The sequence below is a fragment of the Rhodopseudomonas sp. BAL398 genome (genome assembly GCF_033001325.1).
GTDB lineage: Bacteria > Pseudomonadota > Alphaproteobacteria > Rhizobiales > Xanthobacteraceae > JARJEH01.
On sequence record NZ_CP133111.1, the window covers coordinates 5,004,082 to 5,024,425 of the forward strand.

Annotated in this window: 22 protein-coding genes and 1 pseudogene; 19 read left to right on the forward strand and 4 right to left on the reverse strand. The window is 65.3% G+C overall.

Annotated elements, in window-relative coordinates; genetic code table 11:
* Positions 1-69 precede the first annotated feature (69 nt).
* From RBJ75_RS23510 to RBJ75_RS23530, 5 genes are all read left to right on the forward strand, one after another.
* Positions 70-558, forward strand: coding sequence for a MarR family winged helix-turn-helix transcriptional regulator (locus RBJ75_RS23510; protein WP_044405565.1), 489 nt, complete (start codon positions 70-72; stop codon positions 556-558).
* Between the two features lie 96 nt (positions 559-654).
* A complete protein-coding gene (locus tag RBJ75_RS23515) occupies positions 655-2,025 on the forward strand; it encodes a glutamate--cysteine ligase (protein WP_044416297.1) in 1,371 nt (456 codons plus the stop codon).
* 406 nt (positions 2,026-2,431) lie between these two features.
* Positions 2,432-2,962, forward strand: a complete 531-nt coding sequence (locus tag RBJ75_RS23520) for a PAN domain-containing protein (RefSeq protein WP_044403878.1) — start codon at positions 2,432-2,434, stop codon at positions 2,960-2,962.
* A gap of 93 nt (positions 2,963-3,055) precedes the next feature.
* Positions 3,056-3,460, forward strand: a complete 405-nt coding sequence (locus tag RBJ75_RS23525) for a thioredoxin family protein (protein ID WP_044403876.1) — start codon at positions 3,056-3,058, stop codon at positions 3,458-3,460.
* A gap of 4 nt (positions 3,461-3,464) precedes the next feature.
* Positions 3,465-4,181 carry a cytochrome c biogenesis CcdA family protein gene (locus RBJ75_RS23530; protein ID WP_044403872.1) on the forward strand — a complete coding sequence of 239 codons (717 nt, stop codon included), beginning with the start codon at positions 3,465-3,467 and terminating at the stop codon, positions 4,179-4,181.
* Between the two features lie 157 nt (positions 4,182-4,338).
* Here RBJ75_RS23530 and RBJ75_RS23535 read toward each other — a convergent pair whose 3' ends face one another.
* Genes RBJ75_RS23535 through tldD form a run of 3 tightly spaced genes read right to left on the reverse strand, consistent with a single transcriptional unit; the run spans position 4,339 to position 7,160 of the window.
* A complete protein-coding gene (locus RBJ75_RS23535) occupies positions 4,339-4,920 on the reverse strand; it encodes a nucleotidyltransferase family protein (protein WP_044404080.1) in 582 nt (193 codons plus the stop codon).
* Positions 4,921-4,959: 39 nt separating this feature from the next.
* Positions 4,960-5,736 carry a signal peptidase I gene (gene lepB / locus RBJ75_RS23540; protein ID WP_044404083.1) on the reverse strand — a complete coding sequence of 259 codons (777 nt, stop codon included), beginning with the start codon at positions 5,734-5,736 and terminating at the stop codon, positions 4,960-4,962.
* The gene (gene tldD, locus RBJ75_RS23545) at positions 5,736-7,160 is read right to left on the reverse strand and encodes a metalloprotease TldD (RefSeq protein ID WP_044404086.1); all 1,425 of its coding nucleotides are present in this window, start codon (positions 7,158-7,160) and stop codon (positions 5,736-5,738) included. The genes lepB and tldD overlap by 1 nt, the downstream gene beginning before the upstream one ends.
* A 185-nt stretch (positions 7,161-7,345) precedes the next feature.
* Here tldD and RBJ75_RS23550 point away from each other — a divergent pair, with 185 nt between their 5' ends.
* Positions 7,346-7,444, forward strand: a complete 99-nt coding sequence (locus RBJ75_RS23550; protein ID WP_080900795.1) for a DUF433 domain-containing protein — start codon at positions 7,346-7,348, stop codon at positions 7,442-7,444.
* Between the two features lie 226 nt (positions 7,445-7,670).
* On the opposite strand, the gene RBJ75_RS23555 is transcribed toward RBJ75_RS23550, so the two are convergent.
* Positions 7,671-8,231 carry an invasion associated locus B family protein gene (locus RBJ75_RS23555; protein WP_044404103.1) on the reverse strand — a complete coding sequence of 187 codons (561 nt, stop codon included), beginning with the start codon at positions 8,229-8,231 and terminating at the stop codon, positions 7,671-7,673.
* Between the two features lie 394 nt (positions 8,232-8,625).
* Here RBJ75_RS23555 and coxB point away from each other — a divergent pair, with 394 nt between their 5' ends.
* From coxB to RBJ75_RS23620, 13 genes and pseudogenes are all read left to right on the forward strand, one after another.
* Entirely contained in the window at positions 8,626-9,480 is an 855-nt protein-coding gene (gene coxB, locus RBJ75_RS23560; protein WP_044404106.1) for a cytochrome c oxidase subunit II, read from the forward strand.
* Between the two features lie 100 nt (positions 9,481-9,580).
* Positions 9,581-11,206 carry a cytochrome c oxidase subunit I gene (gene ctaD / locus RBJ75_RS23565; RefSeq protein ID WP_044404091.1) on the forward strand — a complete coding sequence of 542 codons (1,626 nt, stop codon included), beginning with the start codon at positions 9,581-9,583 and terminating at the stop codon, positions 11,204-11,206.
* Positions 11,207-11,301: 95 nt separating this feature from the next.
* Entirely contained in the window at positions 11,302-12,240 is a 939-nt protein-coding gene (locus tag RBJ75_RS23570; RefSeq protein ID WP_044404094.1) for a heme o synthase, read from the forward strand.
* 12 nt (positions 12,241-12,252) lie between these two features.
* Positions 12,253-12,423 (forward strand): hypothetical protein, encoded by a 171-nt coding sequence (locus tag RBJ75_RS23575; RefSeq protein ID WP_044404109.1) that lies wholly within the window; start codon positions 12,253-12,255, stop codon positions 12,421-12,423.
* 18 nt (positions 12,424-12,441) lie between these two features.
* A pseudogene (locus RBJ75_RS23580) lies at positions 12,442-13,099 on the forward strand (cytochrome c oxidase assembly protein); the annotation flags it as partial.
* A gap of 75 nt (positions 13,100-13,174) precedes the next feature.
* Positions 13,175-14,032: a cytochrome c oxidase subunit 3 gene (locus RBJ75_RS23585; RefSeq protein WP_044404100.1), complete on the forward strand. Its 858-nt coding sequence runs from the start codon at positions 13,175-13,177 to the stop codon at positions 14,030-14,032.
* A gap of 191 nt (positions 14,033-14,223) precedes the next feature.
* A complete protein-coding gene (locus RBJ75_RS23590) occupies positions 14,224-14,613 on the forward strand; it encodes a DUF983 domain-containing protein (RefSeq protein WP_044416781.1) in 390 nt (129 codons plus the stop codon).
* Positions 14,610-15,404, forward strand: coding sequence for an SURF1 family protein (locus RBJ75_RS23595; protein WP_044416783.1), 795 nt, complete (start codon positions 14,610-14,612; stop codon positions 15,402-15,404). Before RBJ75_RS23590 ends, RBJ75_RS23595 begins: the two co-directional genes overlap by 4 nt.
* Positions 15,405-15,472: 68 nt before the next feature.
* Positions 15,473-15,703 carry a type II toxin-antitoxin system HicB family antitoxin gene (locus tag RBJ75_RS23600; protein ID WP_044414842.1) on the forward strand — a complete coding sequence of 77 codons (231 nt, stop codon included), beginning with the start codon at positions 15,473-15,475 and terminating at the stop codon, positions 15,701-15,703.
* A 142-nt stretch (positions 15,704-15,845) separates the two neighbouring features.
* The gene (gene thrC, locus RBJ75_RS23605) at positions 15,846-17,264 is read left to right on the forward strand and encodes a threonine synthase (protein WP_044414850.1); all 1,419 of its coding nucleotides are present in this window, start codon (positions 15,846-15,848) and stop codon (positions 17,262-17,264) included.
* Positions 17,261-18,550: a M16 family metallopeptidase gene (locus RBJ75_RS23610; RefSeq protein WP_044414844.1), complete on the forward strand. Its 1,290-nt coding sequence runs from the start codon at positions 17,261-17,263 to the stop codon at positions 18,548-18,550. The genes thrC and RBJ75_RS23610 overlap by 4 nt, the downstream gene beginning before the upstream one ends.
* A 60-nt stretch (positions 18,551-18,610) precedes the next feature.
* Positions 18,611-19,198 carry a GNAT family N-acetyltransferase gene (locus RBJ75_RS23615; RefSeq protein WP_044414846.1) on the forward strand — a complete coding sequence of 196 codons (588 nt, stop codon included), beginning with the start codon at positions 18,611-18,613 and terminating at the stop codon, positions 19,196-19,198.
* A 314-nt stretch (positions 19,199-19,512) separates the two neighbouring features.
* Positions 19,513-20,187, forward strand: coding sequence for a hypothetical protein (locus RBJ75_RS23620; RefSeq protein WP_044414848.1), 675 nt, complete (start codon positions 19,513-19,515; stop codon positions 20,185-20,187).
* Positions 20,188-20,344: the final 157 nt, after the last annotated feature.

Consider the following 20,344-nt stretch of genomic DNA (forward strand, 5'->3'; position numbering starts at 1 on the left):
CATGGAAGAGTCAAGATTGATGCAGCTGCATATAGTGCGATACACTGCGCGCAGATGATGGACCCCGTCATGAAACGCAAACCGTCGACCGAAGCGACCGCGGCCTGGATTCGCCTGATGCGACTCCAGAGCAGGGTGCTGGACGCCGTCGAGCAGGAGCTGAAGAAGGCCGGCTTCCCGCCGCTGGCCTGGTATGACGCGCTGCTGGAATTGTCGCGCGCGCCGTCGGGCGAGCTGCGGCCGGTCGAGCTCGAAAAGCAGATGCTGATCCCGCAATATTCCACCTCGCGGCTGATCGACCGGCTCGTCGATGAGGGCCTGGCGGCGCGGCGCGAATGCAAGATGGACAAGCGCGGCCAGTTCGTCGAGATCACCGAGGCCGGGCGCGAGTTGCAAAAGAAGATGTGGGGCGCCTATTCGGCGGCGATCGAGACCCATGTCGGATCGAAATTGTCGGATGCCGACGCGGCCAAGCTGTGCAGCCTGCTCGACCGGCTCGGCTGCTCCTGCGACGGGACAGCCTCGCTCGCCACCAAAGACAGCGCCCCGGCGCGATGATACAGCTTGCATCCTCCACCGCGGCGGGCGCTCTCGCCCGCCGCGGACCCCGCCACCGCGCGCTGACCACGACCGCGCCCATCTTCCGGAAATCCCATGGCGCGTGACCAGATCGATATGACGCCGCTGCATTCGCGCGACGAGCTCGTGGCTTGGCTGGAAGACGGCATCAAGCCGCCATCGGAATTCCGGATCGGCACCGAGCATGAAAAGACCCCGTTCACGCTGATTGGCCATCAACCGGTGCCCTATGCGGGCGGCAACGGCATCGGCGCGCTGCTCGACGGCATGAAGCTGCTGCTCGGCTGGGAGCCGATCATGGAAGGCGGCAACATCATCGGCCTGCTTGATGTGACCGGCGGCGGCGCGATTTCGCTGGAGCCGGGCGGCCAGTTCGAATTGTCCGGCGCGCCGGTCGAGACCGTGCACCAGACCCAGTCGGAATTGATGGCGCATCTGGCCCAGGTGCGCGAAGTGGCGACCCCGCTCGGCATCGGCTTTCTCGGCCTCGGCATGACGCCGTCCTGGTCGCGGGCGCAGATCCCGACGATGCCGAAAGGCCGCTACAACATCATGACCAATTACATGCCGAAGGTCGGCCAATACGGCCTCGACATGATGTATCGCACCTGCACGGTGCAGACCAATCTCGACTTCTCGTCGGAAGCCGACATGGTGAAGAAGCTGCGGGTGTCGGTGGCGCTGCAGCCGATCGCCACCGCTCTATTCGCCAATTCGCCGTTCACCGAAGGCAAGCCTAACGGCTATTTGTCGTTCCGCTCCGAGATCTGGCGCGACACCGACAATGCCCGCTCCGGCATGATCCCCTGGGCGTTCGAGGACGGCATGGGGTTCGAGCGCTGGGTCGATTACGCGCTCGACGTGCCGATGTATTTCGTCAAGCGCGGCGACCAATATATCGACGTCGCCGGCGCCTCGTTCCGCGACTTCTTCGATGGCAAGAACAAGATTCTGCCCGGCGAGCGGCCGACGCTGTCGGATTGGGCCAATCATCTGTCGACGATCTTTCCCGAGGTTCGGCTCAAGCGTTATCTGGAAATGCGCGGCGCCGACGGCGTGCCGTGGGGCCGGCTGCCGGCGCTACCGGCCTTCTGGGTCGGCTTGCTGTATGATGACACTAGCCTCGACGCGGCCTGGGAGATCGTCAAGCGCTGGAATGCGCAGGAGCGCCAGGCGCTGCGCGATGACGTGCCGCGACTTGGCTTCAAGGCCAAGATCCGCGAGCGCTTCCTGTTCGAAATCGCCAAGGAATGCATGGTGCTGGCCCATGCCGGGCTGCGCCGCCGCGCCCGCATCGACCATCTGGGCCGTGACGAATCGCGGCATCTGGAGCCGCTCGACCACATTCTCGATACCGGCCGCACCCCGGCCGAGGAGATGCTGGAGAAATTCCACGGCGCCTGGCACGGCTCGGTGGAGCCGGCCTATGACGAATACGCCTTCTAGGCTTCAGTCGGCCCCTTCGGACAGCTTCGGGTGAGCTGCCCCGCTCATCGCCTTGCCAGTCATTCCGGGGCGAGAGCCCGCAGGGCGAGCGAACCCGGAATCTTGCTGAAGCGCTTTGCCTTGCCGCAAGATTCCGGGTTCGCTCGCAGCTGACGCTGCTCGCGCCCCGGAATGACGACAGCCTGAGCTTCGAACGAGACATCTCATCTGGAAACACTCCTGGCTCCATTCACGGTGTCATGAGGCCCGCTCCCCGTTCATCCGCCATACAGGTGGCGGACCGTCAGATGCTCCTTGGTGTGGCGGTTCGGAAGTTCCCTTGAGGGGCGCTCGGTCGGGGATTTCGGAGCCAAACTCGAAAGCGATTGGAATGCGGCGCGGCGGCCTGCTTAGGGCGTGTTCGGTCATGCTTGCTTTGGCGGCGGGCCTGACGACGGCTGCGCTGTCGGCCAGTCCGGCGAGGGCGCAGGCCAATTTCGACCGCCCGGGCGGAGACTATTCGCGCGCGCCGGTGCCGAGCGGCGACCCGGCTGATTGCGCGCTCACCTGCGAGCGCGACCGCCGCTGCCGGTCATGGACCTTCGCCTATCCGACCTCGCCCGATCACGGCGCGGTGTGCTGGCTGAAGAGCACGGTGCCACAGCTGCTGCCGAATAATTGCTGCGTCTCCGGGGTGCGCGGCGCCGGCGTGCTGGAGCCGCGCAACCGCTCGATCGAAGCGTCGATCGATCGCTTCGGCGGCGATTACAAGAACATGGAGCTGAAAAAGGGCGACGGCAACGAGGCCTGCAAGGCGATCTGCGAGGCCGACCACAAATGCCGGGCCTGGACCTATGCCCGGCCGGGCTATATCGGCAGAAATGCCCATTGTTTCCTGAAGAAGGAAATCAAGCCGCCGCGGCGCAAACCCGGATTCATCTCCGGCGTGGTCAGGTAACAATTTCGCGGCCGGCGCGTAACGTTGTCGGCGCGGCGGCGAACCTCGTGTGACCGCGGCCGTCCGCGCATCCGGCAAATGAGGAGTCTCGCCATGACAATGACCCGGAAGATGTTCACCAGCGCCCTGTTTGCCGCCTCGCTGGCGGTGGTCGGGCTGGTCACGCCGGCTTTCGCCGGCCAGGTGACGCCGTTCACCGCCGAGGCCTTCAAGTCGGCGCAGGCCGCGGGTAGCCCGGTTCTGGTCGAGATTCACGCCGATTGGTGCCCGACCTGCAAGGCCCAGACCCCGATCGTCGATCGCCTTACCGCCAATCCGAAATTCAAGGACATGAAGATCTTCCGGGTCGATTTCGACGACCAGAAGCCGGTGGTGAAGCAGTTCGGTGCGCAGATGCAGTCGACCCTGATCGTGTTCAAGGGCGCGGCCGAGCAGGGCCGCTCGGTCGGCGACACCAAGGAAGCCTCGATCGCCAAGCTGCTCGACAAGGCGCTGTGAGCCGGTGACCGGTTTCGCGCTGGCCTTTCTGGCCGGGCTGTTGTCGATCCTGTCGCCCTGCGTGCTGCCGCTGGTGCCGATCGTGCTGGGCAGCGCAGTCAGCGCGCATCGCTATGGCGCGCTGGCGCTGGCGGCCGGGCTGGCGCTGTCGTTCACCGCGATAGGCCTGCTGCTGGCGGTCGCCGGCTTCAGCCTTGGCATCGATGCCGGAATGTTTCGTGTCGCGGCCGCGGCGATCATGATCGCGATCGGCGTGATCCTGCTGGTGCCGGTCTGGCAAATGCGGCTGGCCGCCGCCGGCAATCCGCTGGCGGGCTGGGCCGATCGTCGCTTCGGCGGCGCCGCAGGCTCCGGGCTCGGCGGCCAGTTCGGAATCGGTCTGCTGCTCGGCGCGGTATGGTCGCCCTGCGTCGGCCCGACGCTGGGCGCGGCGTCGCTGCTGGCGTCGCAGGGCCGCGATCTGCCGACGGTGGCGCTGACCATGGCGCTGTTCGGCATCGGCGCCGCGCTGCCGCTGCTGCTGATCGGGCAGCTTTCCCGCGCCGCCCTGATGGGTATGCGCGACCGCCTGCTGTCGGCCGGCAAGCTCGGCAAGACCCTGCTGGGCGCGGCCTTCGTGCTGATCGGCGTGGCGATTGTCAGCGGCGCCGACAAGAAAATCGAAGCCGCGCTGGTCAACGCCTCGCCGGCCTGGCTGACCGAGCTCACGACGTCGTTCTGACAGACCGATTCAAAAGAGGCCAAAGAAGTTAGCCGTCATTGCGAGGAGCGCTTGCGACGAAGCAATCCAGTCTGTGCTTGGCGCCCCTGGATTGCTTCGCGTTCGGACGGCGCTGCGCGCCGGCCTCGGCTCGCAATGACGACGTCGCTTGATCCTGTCAGGTCAGGTCATCAGCAAGCGCCGGCATCACCCGCAATTCGGGCCACAGCGCTGCCCAGCGCGCGGATTTGGCCCGATAGGCCTCGGCGGAAAAATTCGGCGTCGGATTGGGCCGCACGATCATGCCGGCGATATCGTCGAGGCCGTGCGGCGCATAGGAGCGGTCGCCGTCTGGCGTGCGCTGAATGCCGACCTGGGTGCATCGGGTGAGAAAGCGGTCGATGCCGTCGCTGGCGCGTCGAAGGGCGGGGTACGGCCGGCCGTGCTTTTGCGGGTACCACAGATGCACGCGGGCCTGATTGCGCAATTCAATCTGCGCGCCGAGCCGCTCGGTCGCCCGGCGCAGCTCCGCGATAGCGCGGTCCTCGGCCTCCCATGACAGATCGGGATCGAAATAGAACACGTCGTAATCATTGATGCCATGAGCGGGCGCGCGGCCGGTCTGGATATTCCACACCGTCTGCGTCAGGCAGCCGGCGACGATCCAGGCGTCCGGCAGGCCGAGGCTCACGATCGCATCAAGCAACGCCTCATGCAGCGGGTTTTGCAGGATCGCGGCGCGGAAATCGTCGATCTCCATCGCGCCGCCGTCCGATTCCGTCGCCCTCGAAGCGTGGTCTCAATGCACCGCGGTGAAGAACCGCGCGATGCGGAAGCCCGATAGCCAGGATGCGATCGGCCCGTTGCGCACCGCCGGGTCCCAGGAGCCGACAATGGCGTCGACGCGGCCGACCAGATTGTCCATCGGCAGCAGGCCGACGCCGCCGTCGCGCACCGGCACGCGGCTGTCGGCGGAATTGTCGCGATTGTCGCCCATCACGAACAGATCGCCCGGCGGTACGGTGACTTCCGGGGTGTTGTCGAGCCGGCCGTGATCATAGAGCTTGAAGATCGGGTGCGAGACGCCGCCGGGCAGGGTCTCGATATAGCGCTGCGCGGTTTCGTTGCCGCCTTCCTCGTCCTCGGATTGGCCTTGCCCGTCCGGCCGCACCTTTGCGGCGACGCCGTCGATATAGACCTGGCCCTGGCGCAGCTGGATGCGGTCGCCGGGCAGGCCGATCACCCGCTTGACCCAGACCTGCGAGCGGTCACCGGGCCAGCGAAACACCACGACGTCGCCGCGCTTGGGCGTTTCGCCGAATACCCGGCCGGTTTCCGGAAAGGCGACATGGATCGGCAGCGAGGCGGTCGAATAGCCATAGGGATATTTCGACGCCAGCAGCGCGTCGCCGATCAGCAGCGTCGGCTCCATCGAGCCGGACGGCACGTAGAAGGGTTCGGCCAGCGCGCCCTTGGCGACCAGCACGATCGCCACCACCGCGAGCAATTGGCCGAGCTGCGACGACCAGCGCCGCGCCGTCGCCTTGAATGATCCGGATTCCGTTTCGACGCTCATCAGCCGGTTCCTCCAACCGTAATCCGTTCCATCCGCAGCGTCGGCTGGCCGACGCCGACCGGGACGCCCTGGCCGTTCTTGCCGCAGGTGCCGATCCCGGAATCCAGCTGCACGTCGTTGCCAATCATGGAAATGCGGTGCAAATCGGTCGGACCGTTGCCGATCAGCATCGCGCCCTTCAGCGGCGCGCCGAGCTTGCCGTTTTCGATTCTGTAGGCCTCGGTGCACTGGAACACATATTTGCCCGAGGTGATATCGACCTGGCCGCCGCCGAAATTGGCCGCGAAGATGCCGTTCTTCACCGAGGCGAGAATCTCTGCCGGGTCGTGGCCGCCGGCCAGCATATAGGTGTTGGTCATCCGCGGCATCGGCACATGGGCGTAGGACTGGCGCCGACCGTTGCCGGTCGGCTTCATGTTCATCAGCCGGGCGTTCTGGCGATCCTGCATATAGCCGACCAGAATGCCGTCCTCGATCAGCACGGTGCGGCTGGTCGGGGTGCCCTCGTCGTCGATCGACAGCGAGCCGCGCCGCGCCGAAATGGTGCCGTCGTCGACCACGGTGACGCCCTTGGCGGCGACCTGCTGGCCCATCAGACCAGCGAAAGCAGATGTCTGCTTGCGGTTGAAATCGCCCTCGAGGCCGTGGCCGACCGCTTCATGCAGCATCACGCCGGGCCAGCCTGGGCCAAGCACGACATCCATCTCGCCGGCCGGGGCGGGGATCGATTCGAGATTGACCATGGCCTCGCGGATCGCGCCGTCGGCGGCCTCGCGCCAGGCCTTGGTCTCGATGAAGCGGGCATAGCCTTCGCGGCCGCCATAGCCCTTGTTGCCGCTTTCCTGGCGGTCGCCCTGGCCGGCCACCACCGACACATTGACCCGCACCAGCGGGCGGACGTCGCGATAGCTCTCGCCGTCGGGGCGCAGGATCTCCACCACCTGCCAGGTGGCGCCGATCGAGACCGAGACCTGCCGCACCCTGGGATCCTTGTCGCGCACATAGGCGTCGATCTCGGCCAGCAGCTTGACCTTGCTCTCGAAGGCCTCGCCCTCCAGCGGATTGTCGTCGCCATAGAGTCGGACATTGGTGTGCGCCGGCGCCGCGGCGAAGCTGCCGCTGTAATCGCCGCGCACCGCCGAGACCGCGTCGGCGGCGCGAATCAGCGCCGGCAGCGACACGTCGGACGAATGGGCGTAGCCCACGGCATCGTCTTTCACCGCGCGTAAGCCAAAACCCTGCGCGGTGTCGTAGGTCGCCTGCTTGAGCCGGCCATTGTCGAACGCCAACGCCTCGGTCTGGCTGTATTCCAGGAACAATTCGCCGTCATCGGCGCCCTGCAGGCCGCGCGAGATTTCGCGCCGGACCTGGTCGCGGTCGAGATTGGCGCGGTCGAGCAGGGAGGTGGTGGCGGGTTGGGTCATGAAGGCTCCAATGCCGGGCAGGCGTTGCGTTCGTCCGGGCTGAACGCAAGAAGTTCAGCGAAGATGCGTGGCGTAGATAGGCATTGTTCTCACAAAAAGGGAGGGCATATGGCCTCCCCTGCGGCCGGGACTGGCCCGTTCACGCGATTTTCATCGCGGAAGCTGCGCCTGTTGGCGCTGCCGGGATGTCCCACCAGCAGATCATCGACGATTTCCCGGAACTGACCGAAGCCGACATCCCGGCTTGTCTCGCTTATGCGGCCGACCGCGAAAGCGTGTGGTGACTGCGGTCGTCTAACAAGTCCGAATGAAATCCGTCGCGTGCGGCGTTCCAGCAGGGAGCGGCCCATACACAAACGTCATGGCGGGGCTTGTCCCGGCCATCCACGGATGCGCGACGTTGCCTCAAGACATGGATGCCCGGGACAGCCCGGGCATGACGGTCGTTACGATTTCAACCGGTGTGGCGACGGCTTCGCTGCCGACGTGTAACCGCACGACCTCGAGCCGTCACGGCAGCTTGTCGTAGCCCTCGCCGATGCCGTTGAGGCTGAGCGGAAAGCCGATGCCTTCCTCCGGGGTCTCGAAGATGATGAAGGTCGCGGTCTTGGCGGTGCGCAGCTGGCCGAGCAATTTATCGTCCATCACCACTTCGGCGACGCAGCCGTTCGGCAGGCAGCGCACGAAACCGGCGCGGCCGACATCGACGTCGTCGAGCTTGAGCCCGAGGCCGGACGGCAGCAGCACGCCGAGCGGCGCCACCACCCGCATCAGCTTGCTCTTCTGATCGGCGGTTTTCAGGATGATTACGGTGAGGCCGGCATTGGAGCGGTCTTCCGCCACCACGCTCTGGATCAGCGCGCATTGTTCGGCCTTGGCGCCGGGCGGGGTGTCACAGCGGATCTGCCAGTCGCCATGCACCGAGCGCACCGCGCCCTGGGCTTGTGCGCCTGTGGCGATCCCGAGGAAGGAGACAGCCGCGACGGCGCCCGCCACAACGAGCCGCCATGCCGCATGGCGTGCGGTCGGTCCGGATGCCGTGCGAATCGGCAGATATTTCGAAAACCCCATCAGGGTCCATCCCATAGCGATGACGTGCGGTCAACGCAGTGATACGGCAACACGGCACCATGAAGGCGACACGCCCGGATAGCGAATCGGGCCTCCGCGACACCGCCATGCTGTGCCTACATCGGGGCGCGCGCCTGTCAAGCTTGCTTCACATACCGGGGCACCGATTCGGCTCGCCGCAGTGGTATCGACGGGCGGCTCGTTACAAACCTTCAGCTGTTCTCACCCGAACGCCAATCCTGCATTGCGATAGATCAAAAATTATGGTTTGAGAACGGAATGCGAGACATTCTCATAGAAGAATCTTCGCGGTGGGACACAAGTGAATCATGCGGCCAGCATCGTCGACAGGCGGGGCATGCGATCAGAATTCATCAAGGGGAGCGCGAACGGCATGAAGCTGTTGATGGGCCGAATCGGCCGCCAGTTGCTGGGCTTGGCGATTCTGGGGGGCACCCTTGCGATCGGCGGGACGGCGTTCGCAGAACTCGGTCAGCCCGCACCGTGGGAATACAAGCTCCAGGAATCCGGCTCACCGGTGATGGACAACCTCACTTGGTTTCACAACTTCCTGACCTGGATGATCATCGGCATCACGCTGTTCGTGCTGGCGCTGCTGGTGATCGTGGTGGTGAAGTTCAACGCCAAGGCCAACCCGGTGCCGTCGAAGACCACGCACCACACCTTGATCGAGGTGGCGTGGACGATCATTCCGGTGCTGATCCTGGTGGCGATCGCGGTGCCGTCGTTCAGGCTCTTGTTCCTGGAACTCGACATTCCGAAGTCGGACATCACCATCAAGGCCACCGGCAACCAGTGGAACTGGACCTACACCTATCCCGACGACAAGATCGAGTTCACCTCGATCATGCTGAGTGACGAGGAGCGGTCCAAGATCACGCCGACGCCGCCGCGCCTGCTCGCCGTCGACAACGAGGTCGTGGTGCCGGTCAACAAGGTGATCCGGGTGCAGACCACCGGCGCCGACGTGATCCACTCCTTCGCGATCCCGGCCTTCGGCATCAAGATCGATGCGGTGCCCGGCCGGCTCAACGAGACCTGGTTCAAGGCCACCAAGCTCGGCAAATATTACGGCCAGTGTTCGGAATTGTGCGGCAGGGACCATGCATTCATGCCGATCGTGGTGCGGGTGGTGACGGATGCCGACTACGCCGCCTGGAAGAAGCAGCAGCAGGTCGCCTCCCGGGCCGGGACATCATTTGCCTCGGCCGGGACGGCCGCGCGATAGGCGCGGTGCGCCGCGCGACAATGCGTATCGGTGAGGGGGCCGGAAGGCCCCAGGGTTTGCAAGAGAGTTTGCAAGAGAGTCTGCAGGTCAGGATCTGAAAATGACAATGGAAGCTGCCAGGGTTGCTCACGCCGATCACGCCCATGACGATCACGCGCATGGCCATCCGACCGGATGGCGGCGCTACGTCTATTCGACCAATCACAAGGACATCGGCACGATGTACCTTGTGTTCGCGATCATGGCGGGGATCATCGGCGGCGTGTTGTCGATCCTGATCCGTATCGAGCTGATGTATCCGGGCGTGCAGATCTTCCACGAGAGCCACACCTACAACGTGTTCGTGACCTCGCACGGGCTGATCATGATCTTCTTCATGGTAATGCCGGCGATGATCGGCGGCTTCGGCAACTGGTTCGTGCCGTTGATGATCGGCGCGCCCGACATGGCGTTCCCGCGCATGAACAACGTGTCGTTCTGGCTGCTGCCGGCCTCCTTCGCGCTGCTGATCATCTCCACCTTCGTCGAAGGTGAATCCGGCTCTAACGGCGTCGGCACCGGCTGGACCATGTATGCGCCGCTGTCGACCACGGGCCATCCGGGGCCGGCGGTCGATTTCGCCATCCTGGCGCTGCATCTGGCCGGCGCGTCGTCGATCCTCGGCGCCATCAACTTCATCACCACGATCTTCAACATGCGCGCGCCGGGCATGACCCTGCACAAGATGCCGCTGTTCGTGTGGTCGATCCTGGTCACCGTGTTCCTGCTGCTGCTGTCGCTGCCGGTGCTGGCCGGCGCCATCACCATGCTGCTGACTGACCGCAATTTCGGCACCACCTTCTTCTCCGCCGAGGGCGGCGGCGATCCGGTGCTGTTCCAGCATCTGTTCTGGTTCTTCGGCCATCCCGAAGTCTACATTCTGATTTTGCCCGGCTTCGGCATGATCAGCCAGATCGTCTCGACCTTCTCGAAGAAGCCGGTGTTCGGCTATCTCGGCATGGCCTATGCGATGGTGGCGATCGGGGTGATCGGCTTCGTGGTGTGGGCGCACCACATGTACACGGTCGGCATGTCGAGCGCGACGCAGGCCTACTTCGTCGCCGCCACCATGGTGATCGCGGTGCCGACCGGGGTGAAGATCTTCTCCTGGATCGCCACGATGTGGGGCGGCTCGATCGAATTCCGCACCCCGATGCTGTGGGCGATCGGCTTCATCTTCCTGTTCACCGTCGGCGGCGTCACCGGCGTGGTGCTGGCCAATGCCGGCGTCGACCGGGTGCTGCAGGATACCTATTACGTGGTGGCGCATTTCCACTACGTGCTGTCGCTGGGCGCCGTGTTCGCGATCTTCGCCGGCTGGTATTACTGGTTCCCGAAGATGACCGGCTATATGTACAACGAGACCATCGGCAAGCTGCACTTCTGGGTCACCTTCATCGGCGTCAATCTGGTGTTCTTCCCGCAGCATTTCCTCGGCCTGTCCGGGATGCCGCGACGCTATGTCGACTATCCGGACGCCTTCGCCGGCTGGAATTTCGTCTCCTCGATCGGCTCCTATATTTCGGGCTTCGCGGTGCTGATCTTCCTCTACGGCATGGTGCTGGCCTTCATCAAAAAGGAGAAGGCCGCCGATAATCCGTGGGGCCCCGGCGCCACCACTTTGGAATGGACCCTGTCGTCGCCGCCGCCGTTCCATCAGTTCGAGGTGCTGCCGCGGGTTCGCTGAAGCGTCGCGGCGCCCGGCGCCGCGCGCAACGATCATGACGCATCCGCCGCGGTTTGATGCCGGGGCGGAGAGGCTTCAACAGAGAGGGAACCGCCTTGTCGGTCATTGAAAGCAACGAGCTCGCTTTTCTGCCGCGGATCTCCGAGGCCAGCGTTGGCGACTATGTCGCGCTGCTGAAGCCGCGGGTGATGTCGCTGGTGGTGTTCACCGCGCTGGTCGGATTCTTCCTGGCGCCCGGGTCGGTGCATCCGGTGCTGGCGATCACCGCGATCCTGTGCATCGCGGTCGGCGGCGGCGCCGCCGGCGCGCTGAACATGTGGTACGAAGACGACATCGACGCCAAGATGACCCGCACCGCCAACCGGCCGATTCCGCGCGGCCGGGTGACGCGGCCGGAAGCGCTGACCTTCGGCATGACGCTGGCGTTCTTCTCGGTGATCACGCTCGGCATTCTGGTCAACTGGCTGGCCGGCGCGCTATTGGCCTTCACCATCTTCTTCTACGTCGTGATCTATACGATCTGGCTGAAGCGCTGGACCGCCCATAACATCGTGATCGGCGGCGCCGCTGGCGCCTTGCCGCCGGTGGTGGCCTGGGCCTCGGCGACCGGCTCGCTGGCGGTCGAACCGGTGCTGCTGTTCGCGATCATCTTCTTCTGGACCCCGCCGCATTTCTGGGCGCTGGCGCTGTTCCGCAACGACGACTACGCCCGCGCCGGGGTGCCGATGCTGCCGGTTGTGGCGGGGCCGGATCATACCAGGCTGCAGATCCTGCTCTACACCGTGGTGCTGGTCGCTGTCGCCTTCGCGCCCTGGCCGCTGGGCTATTTCGACGCGATCTACGGCGTGACCTCGCTGCTGCTGGGCGGCTGGATGCTGGTGCTGGCGGTGCGTGTCTATCAGCGCCGCACTGGAAGCGCAGCGTTGCGCGCCACCAGGAACCTGTTCCGCTTCTCGATTCTTTATCTGTTCGCGCTGTTCTCGGTGCTGCTGCTGGAAGTGGTCGGGCGCGGCGTGCTGCGACTGATCGGCTAGAGGATGAAGACAATGACCACCAAGCATGATCGAGACCTGCCGGGCGTCGTTCTGACGCCTGCGCAAAAGAAGAGCCAGCGCGAGCGCTCGATCGCCATCGCGCTGGCGCTCGGCGTGCTGGTGGTGCTGTTCTTCGCCGTCACCATGGTCAAGGGACCGGCCGTGCTGGTGCGGCCGATGTGATGATCATGACAGAGCGGTGCCCCCGATGAGCCAAGAGCCGATGAGCCAAGAGCCGGTCAGCCAAGAGCCGATGAAGCAACACCGCAAGCCGCCGCGCCTCGGCCGCGACGCCATGGTGGCGTCGATCTGCGGCTTGGTCGCGGCGCTGATGGTCGGCGCGGCCTTTGCGGCGGTGCCGTTCTACAATTGGTTCTGCCGCACCACCGGCTTCAACGGCACCACCCAGGAGGTGACGTCGGCGCCGACCGCCGCGCCGCTGTCGCGGCACATCTCGGTGCGGTTCGATTCCAACGTCAATGGCGGGTTGCCATGGAAGTTCGAGCCGGAGAAGAACGAAGTCGACGTCGCGATCGGCGAGGTCAAGACGGTGTACTACACCGTGACCAATCAGTCCGCGCGCACCACCACCGGCCAGGCCGCCTATAATGTGGCGCCGCTGACGGTCGGATCGTATTTCAACAAGATCAATTGTTTCTGTTTCACCGAGCAGACTTTCAAGCCCGGCGAGAAACGCGAATTGGCCGTGGTGTTCTATGTCGATCCCGCCTTCGCGGCGGATCACGAGAATGACGGGGTCAGCACCATCACGCTGTCCTACACATTCTACCCGGTGCAGAATCCGACGCCGAAGCCGGTGGCTCAGACCGAGCCGGACAAGCGCAAGGGCAGCCTGTGATCGTTGACGTCGCAGAACTCGATTGTCGGGACCGACGAGATGCAAGACAATATCGGGAATAACGGAGAACACCCAATGGCCACGGCGCACGCCAAGCACCACGACTACCACCTTGTCGATCCCAGTCCGTGGCCGGTGGTGGGCTCGATCTCGGCCTTTATCATGGCGGTGGGCGCGATCGGCTGGATGCACAACATGTATACCGGCGCGCCGCTGGTATTCGGCGCCGGCACCCTTGGCGTGCTCTACACTTTCGCCAGTTGGTGGGGCGACGTCATCAAGGAGGCCCAGCACAAGGGCGACCACACCCGCGTGGTGCAGATCAGCCATCGCTACGGCATGATCCTGTTCATCGCCTCGGAGGTGATGTTCTTCGTCGCTTGGTTCTGGGCGTTCTTCAACGCCTCGCTGTTTCCCGGCGATCCGGTCCATGCCACCCGCGAGGCGCTGTTCGGCGGGGTGTGGCCGCCGAAGGGCATCGAGACCTTCGATCCCTGGCATTTGCCGCTGCTCAATACGCTGATCCTGCTGACTTCGGGCACCACGGTGACCTGGGCGCATCACGCGCTGCTGCACAATGACCGCAAGGGGCTGAAATACGGCCTGATGCTGACCATCGCGCTCGGCGTGATCTTCAGCTGCGTGCAGGCCTATGAATACAGCCACGCCACCTTCTCTTTCGCCGGCAATGTCTATGGCGCGACCTTCTTCATGGCCACCGGCTTTCACGGTTTCCACGTTATCGTCGGCTCGATCTTCCTGGCGGTCTGCCTGTTCCGCGCCTATGCCGGGCACTTCACCCCGGAGCGCCATCTCGGCTTCGAATTCGCCGCCTGGTACTGGCACTTCGTCGACGTGGTCTGGCTGTTCCTGTTCATCTGCATCTATGTCTGGGGTCGCGGCGCCGAATCCATGGCCCACGCCGCGCATTGATCGCGAACTAATGTGCTACAAGGGGCGGTCGCAAGGCCGCCCTTTTTCTTCTCCCCTCTCCCCTTGTGGGAGAGGGTGGCGAGCGAAGCTCGCCGGGTGAGGGGGGCTCTCGTTGTGTCGCGCCCCTCATCCGGCACGGACTTCGTCCGCGCCACCTTCTCCCACAGGGGGAGAAGGAAGGAACATTGCCAATGACCGACTATCCTGCGACCACCACCTGGCAGAGCGCGCTGCGCGGCCTGGCGTGCAAGTGCCCGCGCTGCGGCAAGGGCAAGCTGTTCGCCGGGTTCCTGACGCTGGCGCCGCGCTGCGAGGTCTGCGGGTTGGACTACGCCTTCATCGATGTCGGCGACGGCGCGGCGATCTTCATCATCATGATCTCCGGCGCGATCGTGGTGGTGGCGGCCTTGATCGTCGAGGTCAAATACCAGCCGCCATTCTGGGTCCATGCCGCGCTGTGGCTGCCGCTGATTCTGGCCACCACGCTGCTGCCGCTGCGGCTGATGAAGGCGCTGCTGATCGCGCTGCAATTCCATCACAAGGCCGCACCCGGCCAGCTGATCGATCGCGACCCGCAATGAGCCCACAGCTTCCGCGCCGGCGCGGCATCGCCGGCCTCGCGCTGATTACGCTGGTGATGGTGGCGGTGCTGCTGTCACTCGGCTTCTGGCAATTGCAGCGCCGGACCCAGAAGCACGCCTTGATCGCCGCCCTGACCGAGCGGCTCGCGGCTGCCCCCGTGGCCTTGCCCAAGGTCGCCGACTGGCCGACGCTGACGCCGGCCGATGATGAATTCCGCCGCGTCGCGTTCACCGCGACCTACGACAAACGCCCCGACGCGATGGTCTATTCCTCGGGCTCGGCGGTGCGCAACGACGTCTCCGGGCCCGGCACCTGGGCGTTCCTGCCGGCGCGGCTGCCGGGCGGGCAGAGCGTGGCGATCAATACCGGCTTCGTGCAGAACACCATGCAGGACCGCGCCCAGCAGGACCGCGCGGTGGCGCCATTGGTCACCGGCGCGTCGGTGCAGCTCACCGGCTATCTGCGCTTTCCCGATGCCGGTGGGATGCTGACCCCGGCCGCCGACCCGATCAAGCGGCTATGGTTCACCCGCGACGTGCCGGGGATGGCCGAAAAGCTCGGCTGGAGCGGTGAAATGGCGCCGTTCTACATCGACCTCGAGAGCCCGGTGCCGGCCAGCGGCACCCCGAAGCCCGGGCCGCTCAGCGTCCATCTCAAGGACGATCACCTGCAATACGCCATCACCTGGTTTGGGCTGGCCGCCGCCGTCGCCGGCGGCTTCGGCTTCTGGCTGTTCGGGCGGCGCAGGTCGGCCGCGGAGCGGGCGGACCGGTCGCCAGTCGCCTCCTGACGGGATTGGCGCGTCTCCGAGGGGGCTGTAAGATCGGCCTGAATCCGGATTAGGCCTGGAGCCACAACATGACGGCAAACTACAGCTATTCCGTCATTCTCGAGCCCCAGGAAGGCGGCGGTTTTAGCGTGCTGGTCCCGGCGCTGCCCGAGGTCGTGACCGAAGGCGACACCGAGGAGGAAGCGCTCGCCAATGCCCAGGAGGCCATCCGTGCCGTCCTCAACTATCGGCGGGAACAAGGGCTGGCGCCGCCGTCCGATGCTCCTCCCGAAATTCGCCACGTAACCGTGGCCGCCTGACTAAGCTCCCGTAATTTTCGCCATTCCCGGTTTCCCCTGCGCTGCAAAACCCTCTATGGTGGCCGGCGATTTCGCCCGTGGTGAAGTCATAATCCATTCAGCATCAAAGGCTTGGCAAGGGCCCGCGCCTTTGGAGGACGTTTTGACGCAATATATTTCGACGCGGGGCGAGGCCCCCAGACTGGGTTTTTGCGATGTCATGCTGACCGGGCTCGCCCGCGACGGCGGGCTCTATGTGCCTGAGGTCTGGCCGCAGCTTTTGCCCGAGACGATCGCGGGGTTTTTCGGACGGCCCTATTGGGAGGTCGCCGTCGAGGTGATCCGGCCCTTCGTCGCCGGCGAAATCTCCGATGCCGAGCTCGGCCGGATGGCCAATGAGGCTTACGCGACGTTCCGCCATCCAGCGGTGGTGCCGCTGCGCCAGACCGGCCCGAGCCAGTTCGTGCTCGAATTGTTCCACGGCCCGACGCTGGCGTTCAAGGACGTCGCCATGCAGCTGATCTCGCGGCTGATGGACCATGTCTTGGAGAAGCGCAAGCAGCGTACCACGATCGTGGTGGCGACCTCGGGCGACACCGGCGGCGCGGCGGTCGACGCCTTTGCGGGGCTCAACAATGTCGATCTGTTCGTGCTGTTTCCGCAGGGCAAGATTTCCGACGTGCAACGCCGGATGATGACGACGTCGGGCGCCGGCAATGTCCATGCGCTGGCGATCGAGGGCCATTTCGACGATTGCCAGGCGATCGTGAAGGGCCTGTTCAACCACCACGCGTTTCGCGACCAGGTGGCGCTGTCGGGGGTCAATTCGATCAATTGGGCGCGGATCGTGGCCCAGGTCGTATATTATTTCACCAGCGCGGTGGCGCTCGGTGCGCCGGCACGCGCGGTGGATTTCACCGTTCCGACCGGCAATTTCGGCGACATCTTCGCCGGCTATGTCGCCAAGCGGATGGGGCTGCCGATCGGCAAGCTGCGGATCGCCGCCAATATCAACGACATCCTGGCGCGCACGCTGAACACCGGGATCTATGAGGTCCGCGAAGTCCATGCCACCGCCTCGCCGTCGATGGATATCCAGATCTCGTCGAATTTCGAACGGCTGCTGTTCGAGGCCGCCGGCCGCGACGCCGCTGTGGTGCGCGGCCTGATGGCGTCGCTGAAACAGTCCGGCCGTTTCGTGCTGCCCGACGCCGTGCTGGCGGCGATCCGCAATGAATTCGACGCCGGCCGCGCCGACGAGACCGAGACCGAAGCCGCGATCCGCGCCGCCTGGCGCGAGGCCGGCGACCTGATCGATCCGCATACCGCGGTGGCGCTGGCGGTCGCCGATCGCGACACGCCGGATCAGCGGATTCCCAATATCGTGCTGGCCACCGCGCATGCGGCGAAATTCCCCGATGCGGTGGAACAAGCCTGCGGAATGCGGCCGGCCTTGCCGGCCTGGCTCGATGGTCTGATGACCAGACCCGAGCAGGCCAAAGTCATGACACGCGACCAGGTCGAGATCGAACGCTATGTGGCGTCGGTCAGCCGGGCCGCGAACCAAGGAGTTGCCGGATGAGCGTCGAACTGACCAAGCTGCCCTCGGGCCTGACCGTCGTCACCGATACGATGCCGCATCTCGAGACTGCGGCGCTCGGGGTCTGGACCGGGGTCGGCGGCCGCGACGAAAAGGCGGACGAGCACGGCATCTCGCATCTGCTCGAGCATATGGCGTTCAAGGGCACCAAGCGGCGTTCGTCGCGCGAGATCGCCGAGGAGATCGAGGCGGTCGGCGGCGACCTCAATGCCGGCACCTCGACTGAAAGCACCGCCTATTATGCGCGGGTGATGAAAGCCGACGTGCCGCTGGCGCTCGACGTCTTGAGCGACATTCTCGCCAACCCGTCCTTCGATCCGGAGGAGCTGGAGCGCGAGAAGAGCGTGATCGTGCAGGAGATCGGCGCGGCCCAGGATACGCCGGACGACATGGTGTTCGAGTACCTCAACGAGTTGTGCTATCCCGAACAGCCGATCGGGCGCTCGCTGCTCGGTACGCCGCAGACCCTGAAGACCTTCGACCGCGCCACCTTGCAGAATTATCTGTCGACGCATTATCGCGGACCCGAAATGGTGGTGGCGGCGGCCGGCGCGGTTGATCACCAGCAGGTCGTCGCCGAGGTCGAGCGGCGCTTCGCCAGTTTCGACGGCAGTGTGGCGCCAAAGCCGGAGCCGGCGATGTTCGGCAATGGCGGCTCGCGGGTGGTGCATCGCGACCTCGAACAGGCGCATCTGACGCTGGCGCTGGAAGGCCTGCCGCAATCCGATCCGTCGCTGTTCAGCCTGCAGGTGTTCACCAATGTGCTCGGCGGCGGGATGTCGTCGCGCCTGTTCCAGGAGGTCCGCGAGAAGCGCGGGCTGTGCTACTCGATCTACACCTTCCACGCGCCCTACAGCGACACCGGCTTCTTCGGCCTCTACACCGGCACCGATCCGGTGGACGCGCCGGAGATGATGGAGGTCATCGTCGACGTCATCAACGACGCGGTCGAGACCCTGACCGAAGCCGAAATCGCCCGCGCCAAGGCGCAGATGAAGGCCGGGCTGTTGATGGCGCTGGAAAGCTGCTCATCGCGCGCCGAGCAGCTCGCCCGCCACATCCTGGCCTATGGCCGGCCCTTGTCGGTGCCGGAGCTGGTCGCCAAGATCGACGCCGTCAGCGTCGAGACGGCGCGCGACGCCGCGCGCGGGCTGTTGTCGCGCGGCCGCCCGGCCGTGGTGGCGCTGGGCAGCGGCAGAGAACTGGACAGCGCGGTGGGTTTTGCGGAAGGATTGACACAATTGAGGACCAAAGCCAGCTATCATTAATCCGCCCATCGTCGCGCGACCGCCGAGCGTCGCGCCGGATGCTGGGCTGGGGGTGTCATCATGGCGCTGTTTCGAATTCCATCCAGTGGTCCCACGGCGCTGGCGCCGCGCGGCTATGGGCTGTTGCTGCGGGCGCCGCAGATGGCGGACTTCGTGCAATGGGCGCAGCTGCGTGAAAACAGCCGCGCCTATCTGACGCCATGGGAGCCGATCTGGCCGTCCGATGATCTCACCCGCGCCGGCTTTCGCCGCCGGCTGCGCCGCTACGCCGACGATATCGCCGGCGATAAATCCTATCCCTTCCTGATCTTTCGCGAATCCGACGGCGATCTGCTCGGCGGCGTGACGCTGGCCAATGTCCGCCGCGGCATCGTCCAGGCCGGCACCATCGGCTATTGGATGGGCGAACCGCACGCCCATCGCGGCTATATGACGTCGGCGCTGCGGGTGCTGCTGCCGACGCTGTTCGGCGAGCTAAATCTGCACCGGGTCGAGGCCGCCTGCATTCCCAGCAACGCCGCCTCGGTCCGGGTGCTGGAAAAATGCGGCTTCACCCGCGAAGGCCTGGCGCGGCGCTATCTGTGCATCAATGGCATCTGGCAGGATCACCTGCTGTTCGGCCTGCTGCACGAGGATTTTCGCGGTTAGCGCCTCTGTCAGGTGCGTTGATTCGCTTGAAAAATGCCGCCATTCCGGGGCGCGAGCAGCGTCAGCTGCGAGCGAACCCGGAATCTCGGCGCAGCGCTTTGCCTCGCCGCAAGAGTCCGGGTTCGCTCGCCCATAGCGCGTCGCAGACGCGCGTAAACGCGTTGCCAGGCTCGCGCTCCGACTGACCGCATCGTTGAATCCCCTCGGGTGAAAATGCCGCGCGCCCGTGGCGCCGGCGCCAAGGCCTTTGGTTCGCCGCCTTTGCTTTGGTATAAGGCGGGGCGTCCGGGGGGACGCTGCACAAGGGACGTAAGATGAGTGTTGAGCGTGAGATCATGACAATGGCGCCCGCGCCGCGGCGCCGATTCGGGCTGCGGAGCGCGATCTGCGCGGGCCTGTGCTGCGGCCTGCTGGCGGTGCCGGCGTCGGCGCAATCCATCACCGACCGCTTCAAGAGCCTGTTCGGCGGGTCGTCGGAACCGGCGCAGCCGGCTGCTCCCGGCGCGGCACCCGGCGCGGCGCCCACCGACGAAAGCGGCTTGACCTGTCCGGAGGTCAGCATTCGGGTCGGCGCCTCGACCTATGCGGTCGGCCTGCCGGGCAAGCCCGCCAGCGGCAATGATCTGCGCTTTCAGGCCACGCTCGGCGACACCGCGCGCTCCTGCAACCTCAGCGGCGGCATGATCACCGCGCGAATCGGAATCCAGGGCCGCGTCATTGCCGGGCCGGCCGGCGCGCCGAGCTCGATCGACGTCCCGCTGCGGGTCGCCGTGGTGCAGGAGGGCGTGTCGCCGAAGACCATCTTCACCAAGGCCTACCGGATCAATGTGGCGATGGACCCCGAGGGCAGCGTGCCGTTCAGCCTGGTGGCGGAAGACGTCGTGTACCCCGCGCCCAGCGTCGCCGACGGCGATTCCTACGTGTTCTATATCGGGTTCGATCCGCAGGTGCTGGGGTCGGCGCCCCGCGAGCGCAAGCACAGGAGATAGCCGCGGGATCGCGTCTCTTCACCCTCCCCTGGAGGGGGAGGGTCGGCGGGAAGCGCGCGAAGCGCGGTGCACGCCGGGGTGGGGTGAGCCGCGAGCACGGCTATGACCTCTTCGCCACCCCACCCCGCTCGCTTCGCGAGCGACCCTCCCCCTCCAG

Coding starts and splice junctions, on each gene's coding strand:
- RBJ75_RS23610 (WP_044414844.1), top strand. CDS start 17,261: ATGAGCGTCGAACTGACCAAGCTGCCCTCGGGCCTGACCGTCGTCACC.
- tldD (WP_044404086.1), bottom strand. CDS start 7,160: ATGACCCAACCCGCCACCACCTCCCTGCTCGACCGCGCCAATCTCGAC.
- RBJ75_RS23555 (WP_044404103.1), bottom strand. CDS start 8,231: ATGGGGTTTTCGAAATATCTGCCGATTCGCACGGCATCCGGACCGACC.
- RBJ75_RS23585 (WP_044404100.1), top strand. CDS start 13,175: ATGGCCACGGCGCACGCCAAGCACCACGACTACCACCTTGTCGATCCC.
- ctaD (WP_044404091.1), top strand. CDS start 9,581: ATGACAATGGAAGCTGCCAGGGTTGCTCACGCCGATCACGCCCATGAC.
- RBJ75_RS23595 (WP_044416783.1), top strand. CDS start 14,610: ATGAGCCCACAGCTTCCGCGCCGGCGCGGCATCGCCGGCCTCGCGCTG.
- RBJ75_RS23520 (WP_044403878.1), top strand. CDS start 2,432: ATGCTTGCTTTGGCGGCGGGCCTGACGACGGCTGCGCTGTCGGCCAGT.
- lepB (WP_044404083.1), bottom strand. CDS start 5,736: ATGAGCGTCGAAACGGAATCCGGATCATTCAAGGCGACGGCGCGGCGC.
- RBJ75_RS23600 (WP_044414842.1), top strand. CDS start 15,473: ATGACGGCAAACTACAGCTATTCCGTCATTCTCGAGCCCCAGGAAGGC.
- RBJ75_RS23590 (WP_044416781.1), top strand. CDS start 14,224: ATGACCGACTATCCTGCGACCACCACCTGGCAGAGCGCGCTGCGCGGC.
- RBJ75_RS23615 (WP_044414846.1), top strand. CDS start 18,611: ATGGCGCTGTTTCGAATTCCATCCAGTGGTCCCACGGCGCTGGCGCCG.
- RBJ75_RS23510 (WP_044405565.1), top strand. CDS start 70: ATGAAACGCAAACCGTCGACCGAAGCGACCGCGGCCTGGATTCGCCTG.
- RBJ75_RS23575 (WP_044404109.1), top strand. CDS start 12,253: ATGACCACCAAGCATGATCGAGACCTGCCGGGCGTCGTTCTGACGCCT.
- coxB (WP_044404106.1), top strand. CDS start 8,626: ATGAAGCTGTTGATGGGCCGAATCGGCCGCCAGTTGCTGGGCTTGGCG.
- RBJ75_RS23535 (WP_044404080.1), bottom strand. CDS start 4,920: ATGGAGATCGACGATTTCCGCGCCGCGATCCTGCAAAACCCGCTGCAT.
- RBJ75_RS23515 (WP_044416297.1), top strand. CDS start 655: ATGGCGCGTGACCAGATCGATATGACGCCGCTGCATTCGCGCGACGAG.
- RBJ75_RS23550 (WP_080900795.1), top strand. CDS start 7,346: ATGTCCCACCAGCAGATCATCGACGATTTCCCGGAACTGACCGAAGCC.
- RBJ75_RS23620 (WP_044414848.1), top strand. CDS start 19,513: ATGAGTGTTGAGCGTGAGATCATGACAATGGCGCCCGCGCCGCGGCGC.
- RBJ75_RS23525 (WP_044403876.1), top strand. CDS start 3,056: ATGACAATGACCCGGAAGATGTTCACCAGCGCCCTGTTTGCCGCCTCG.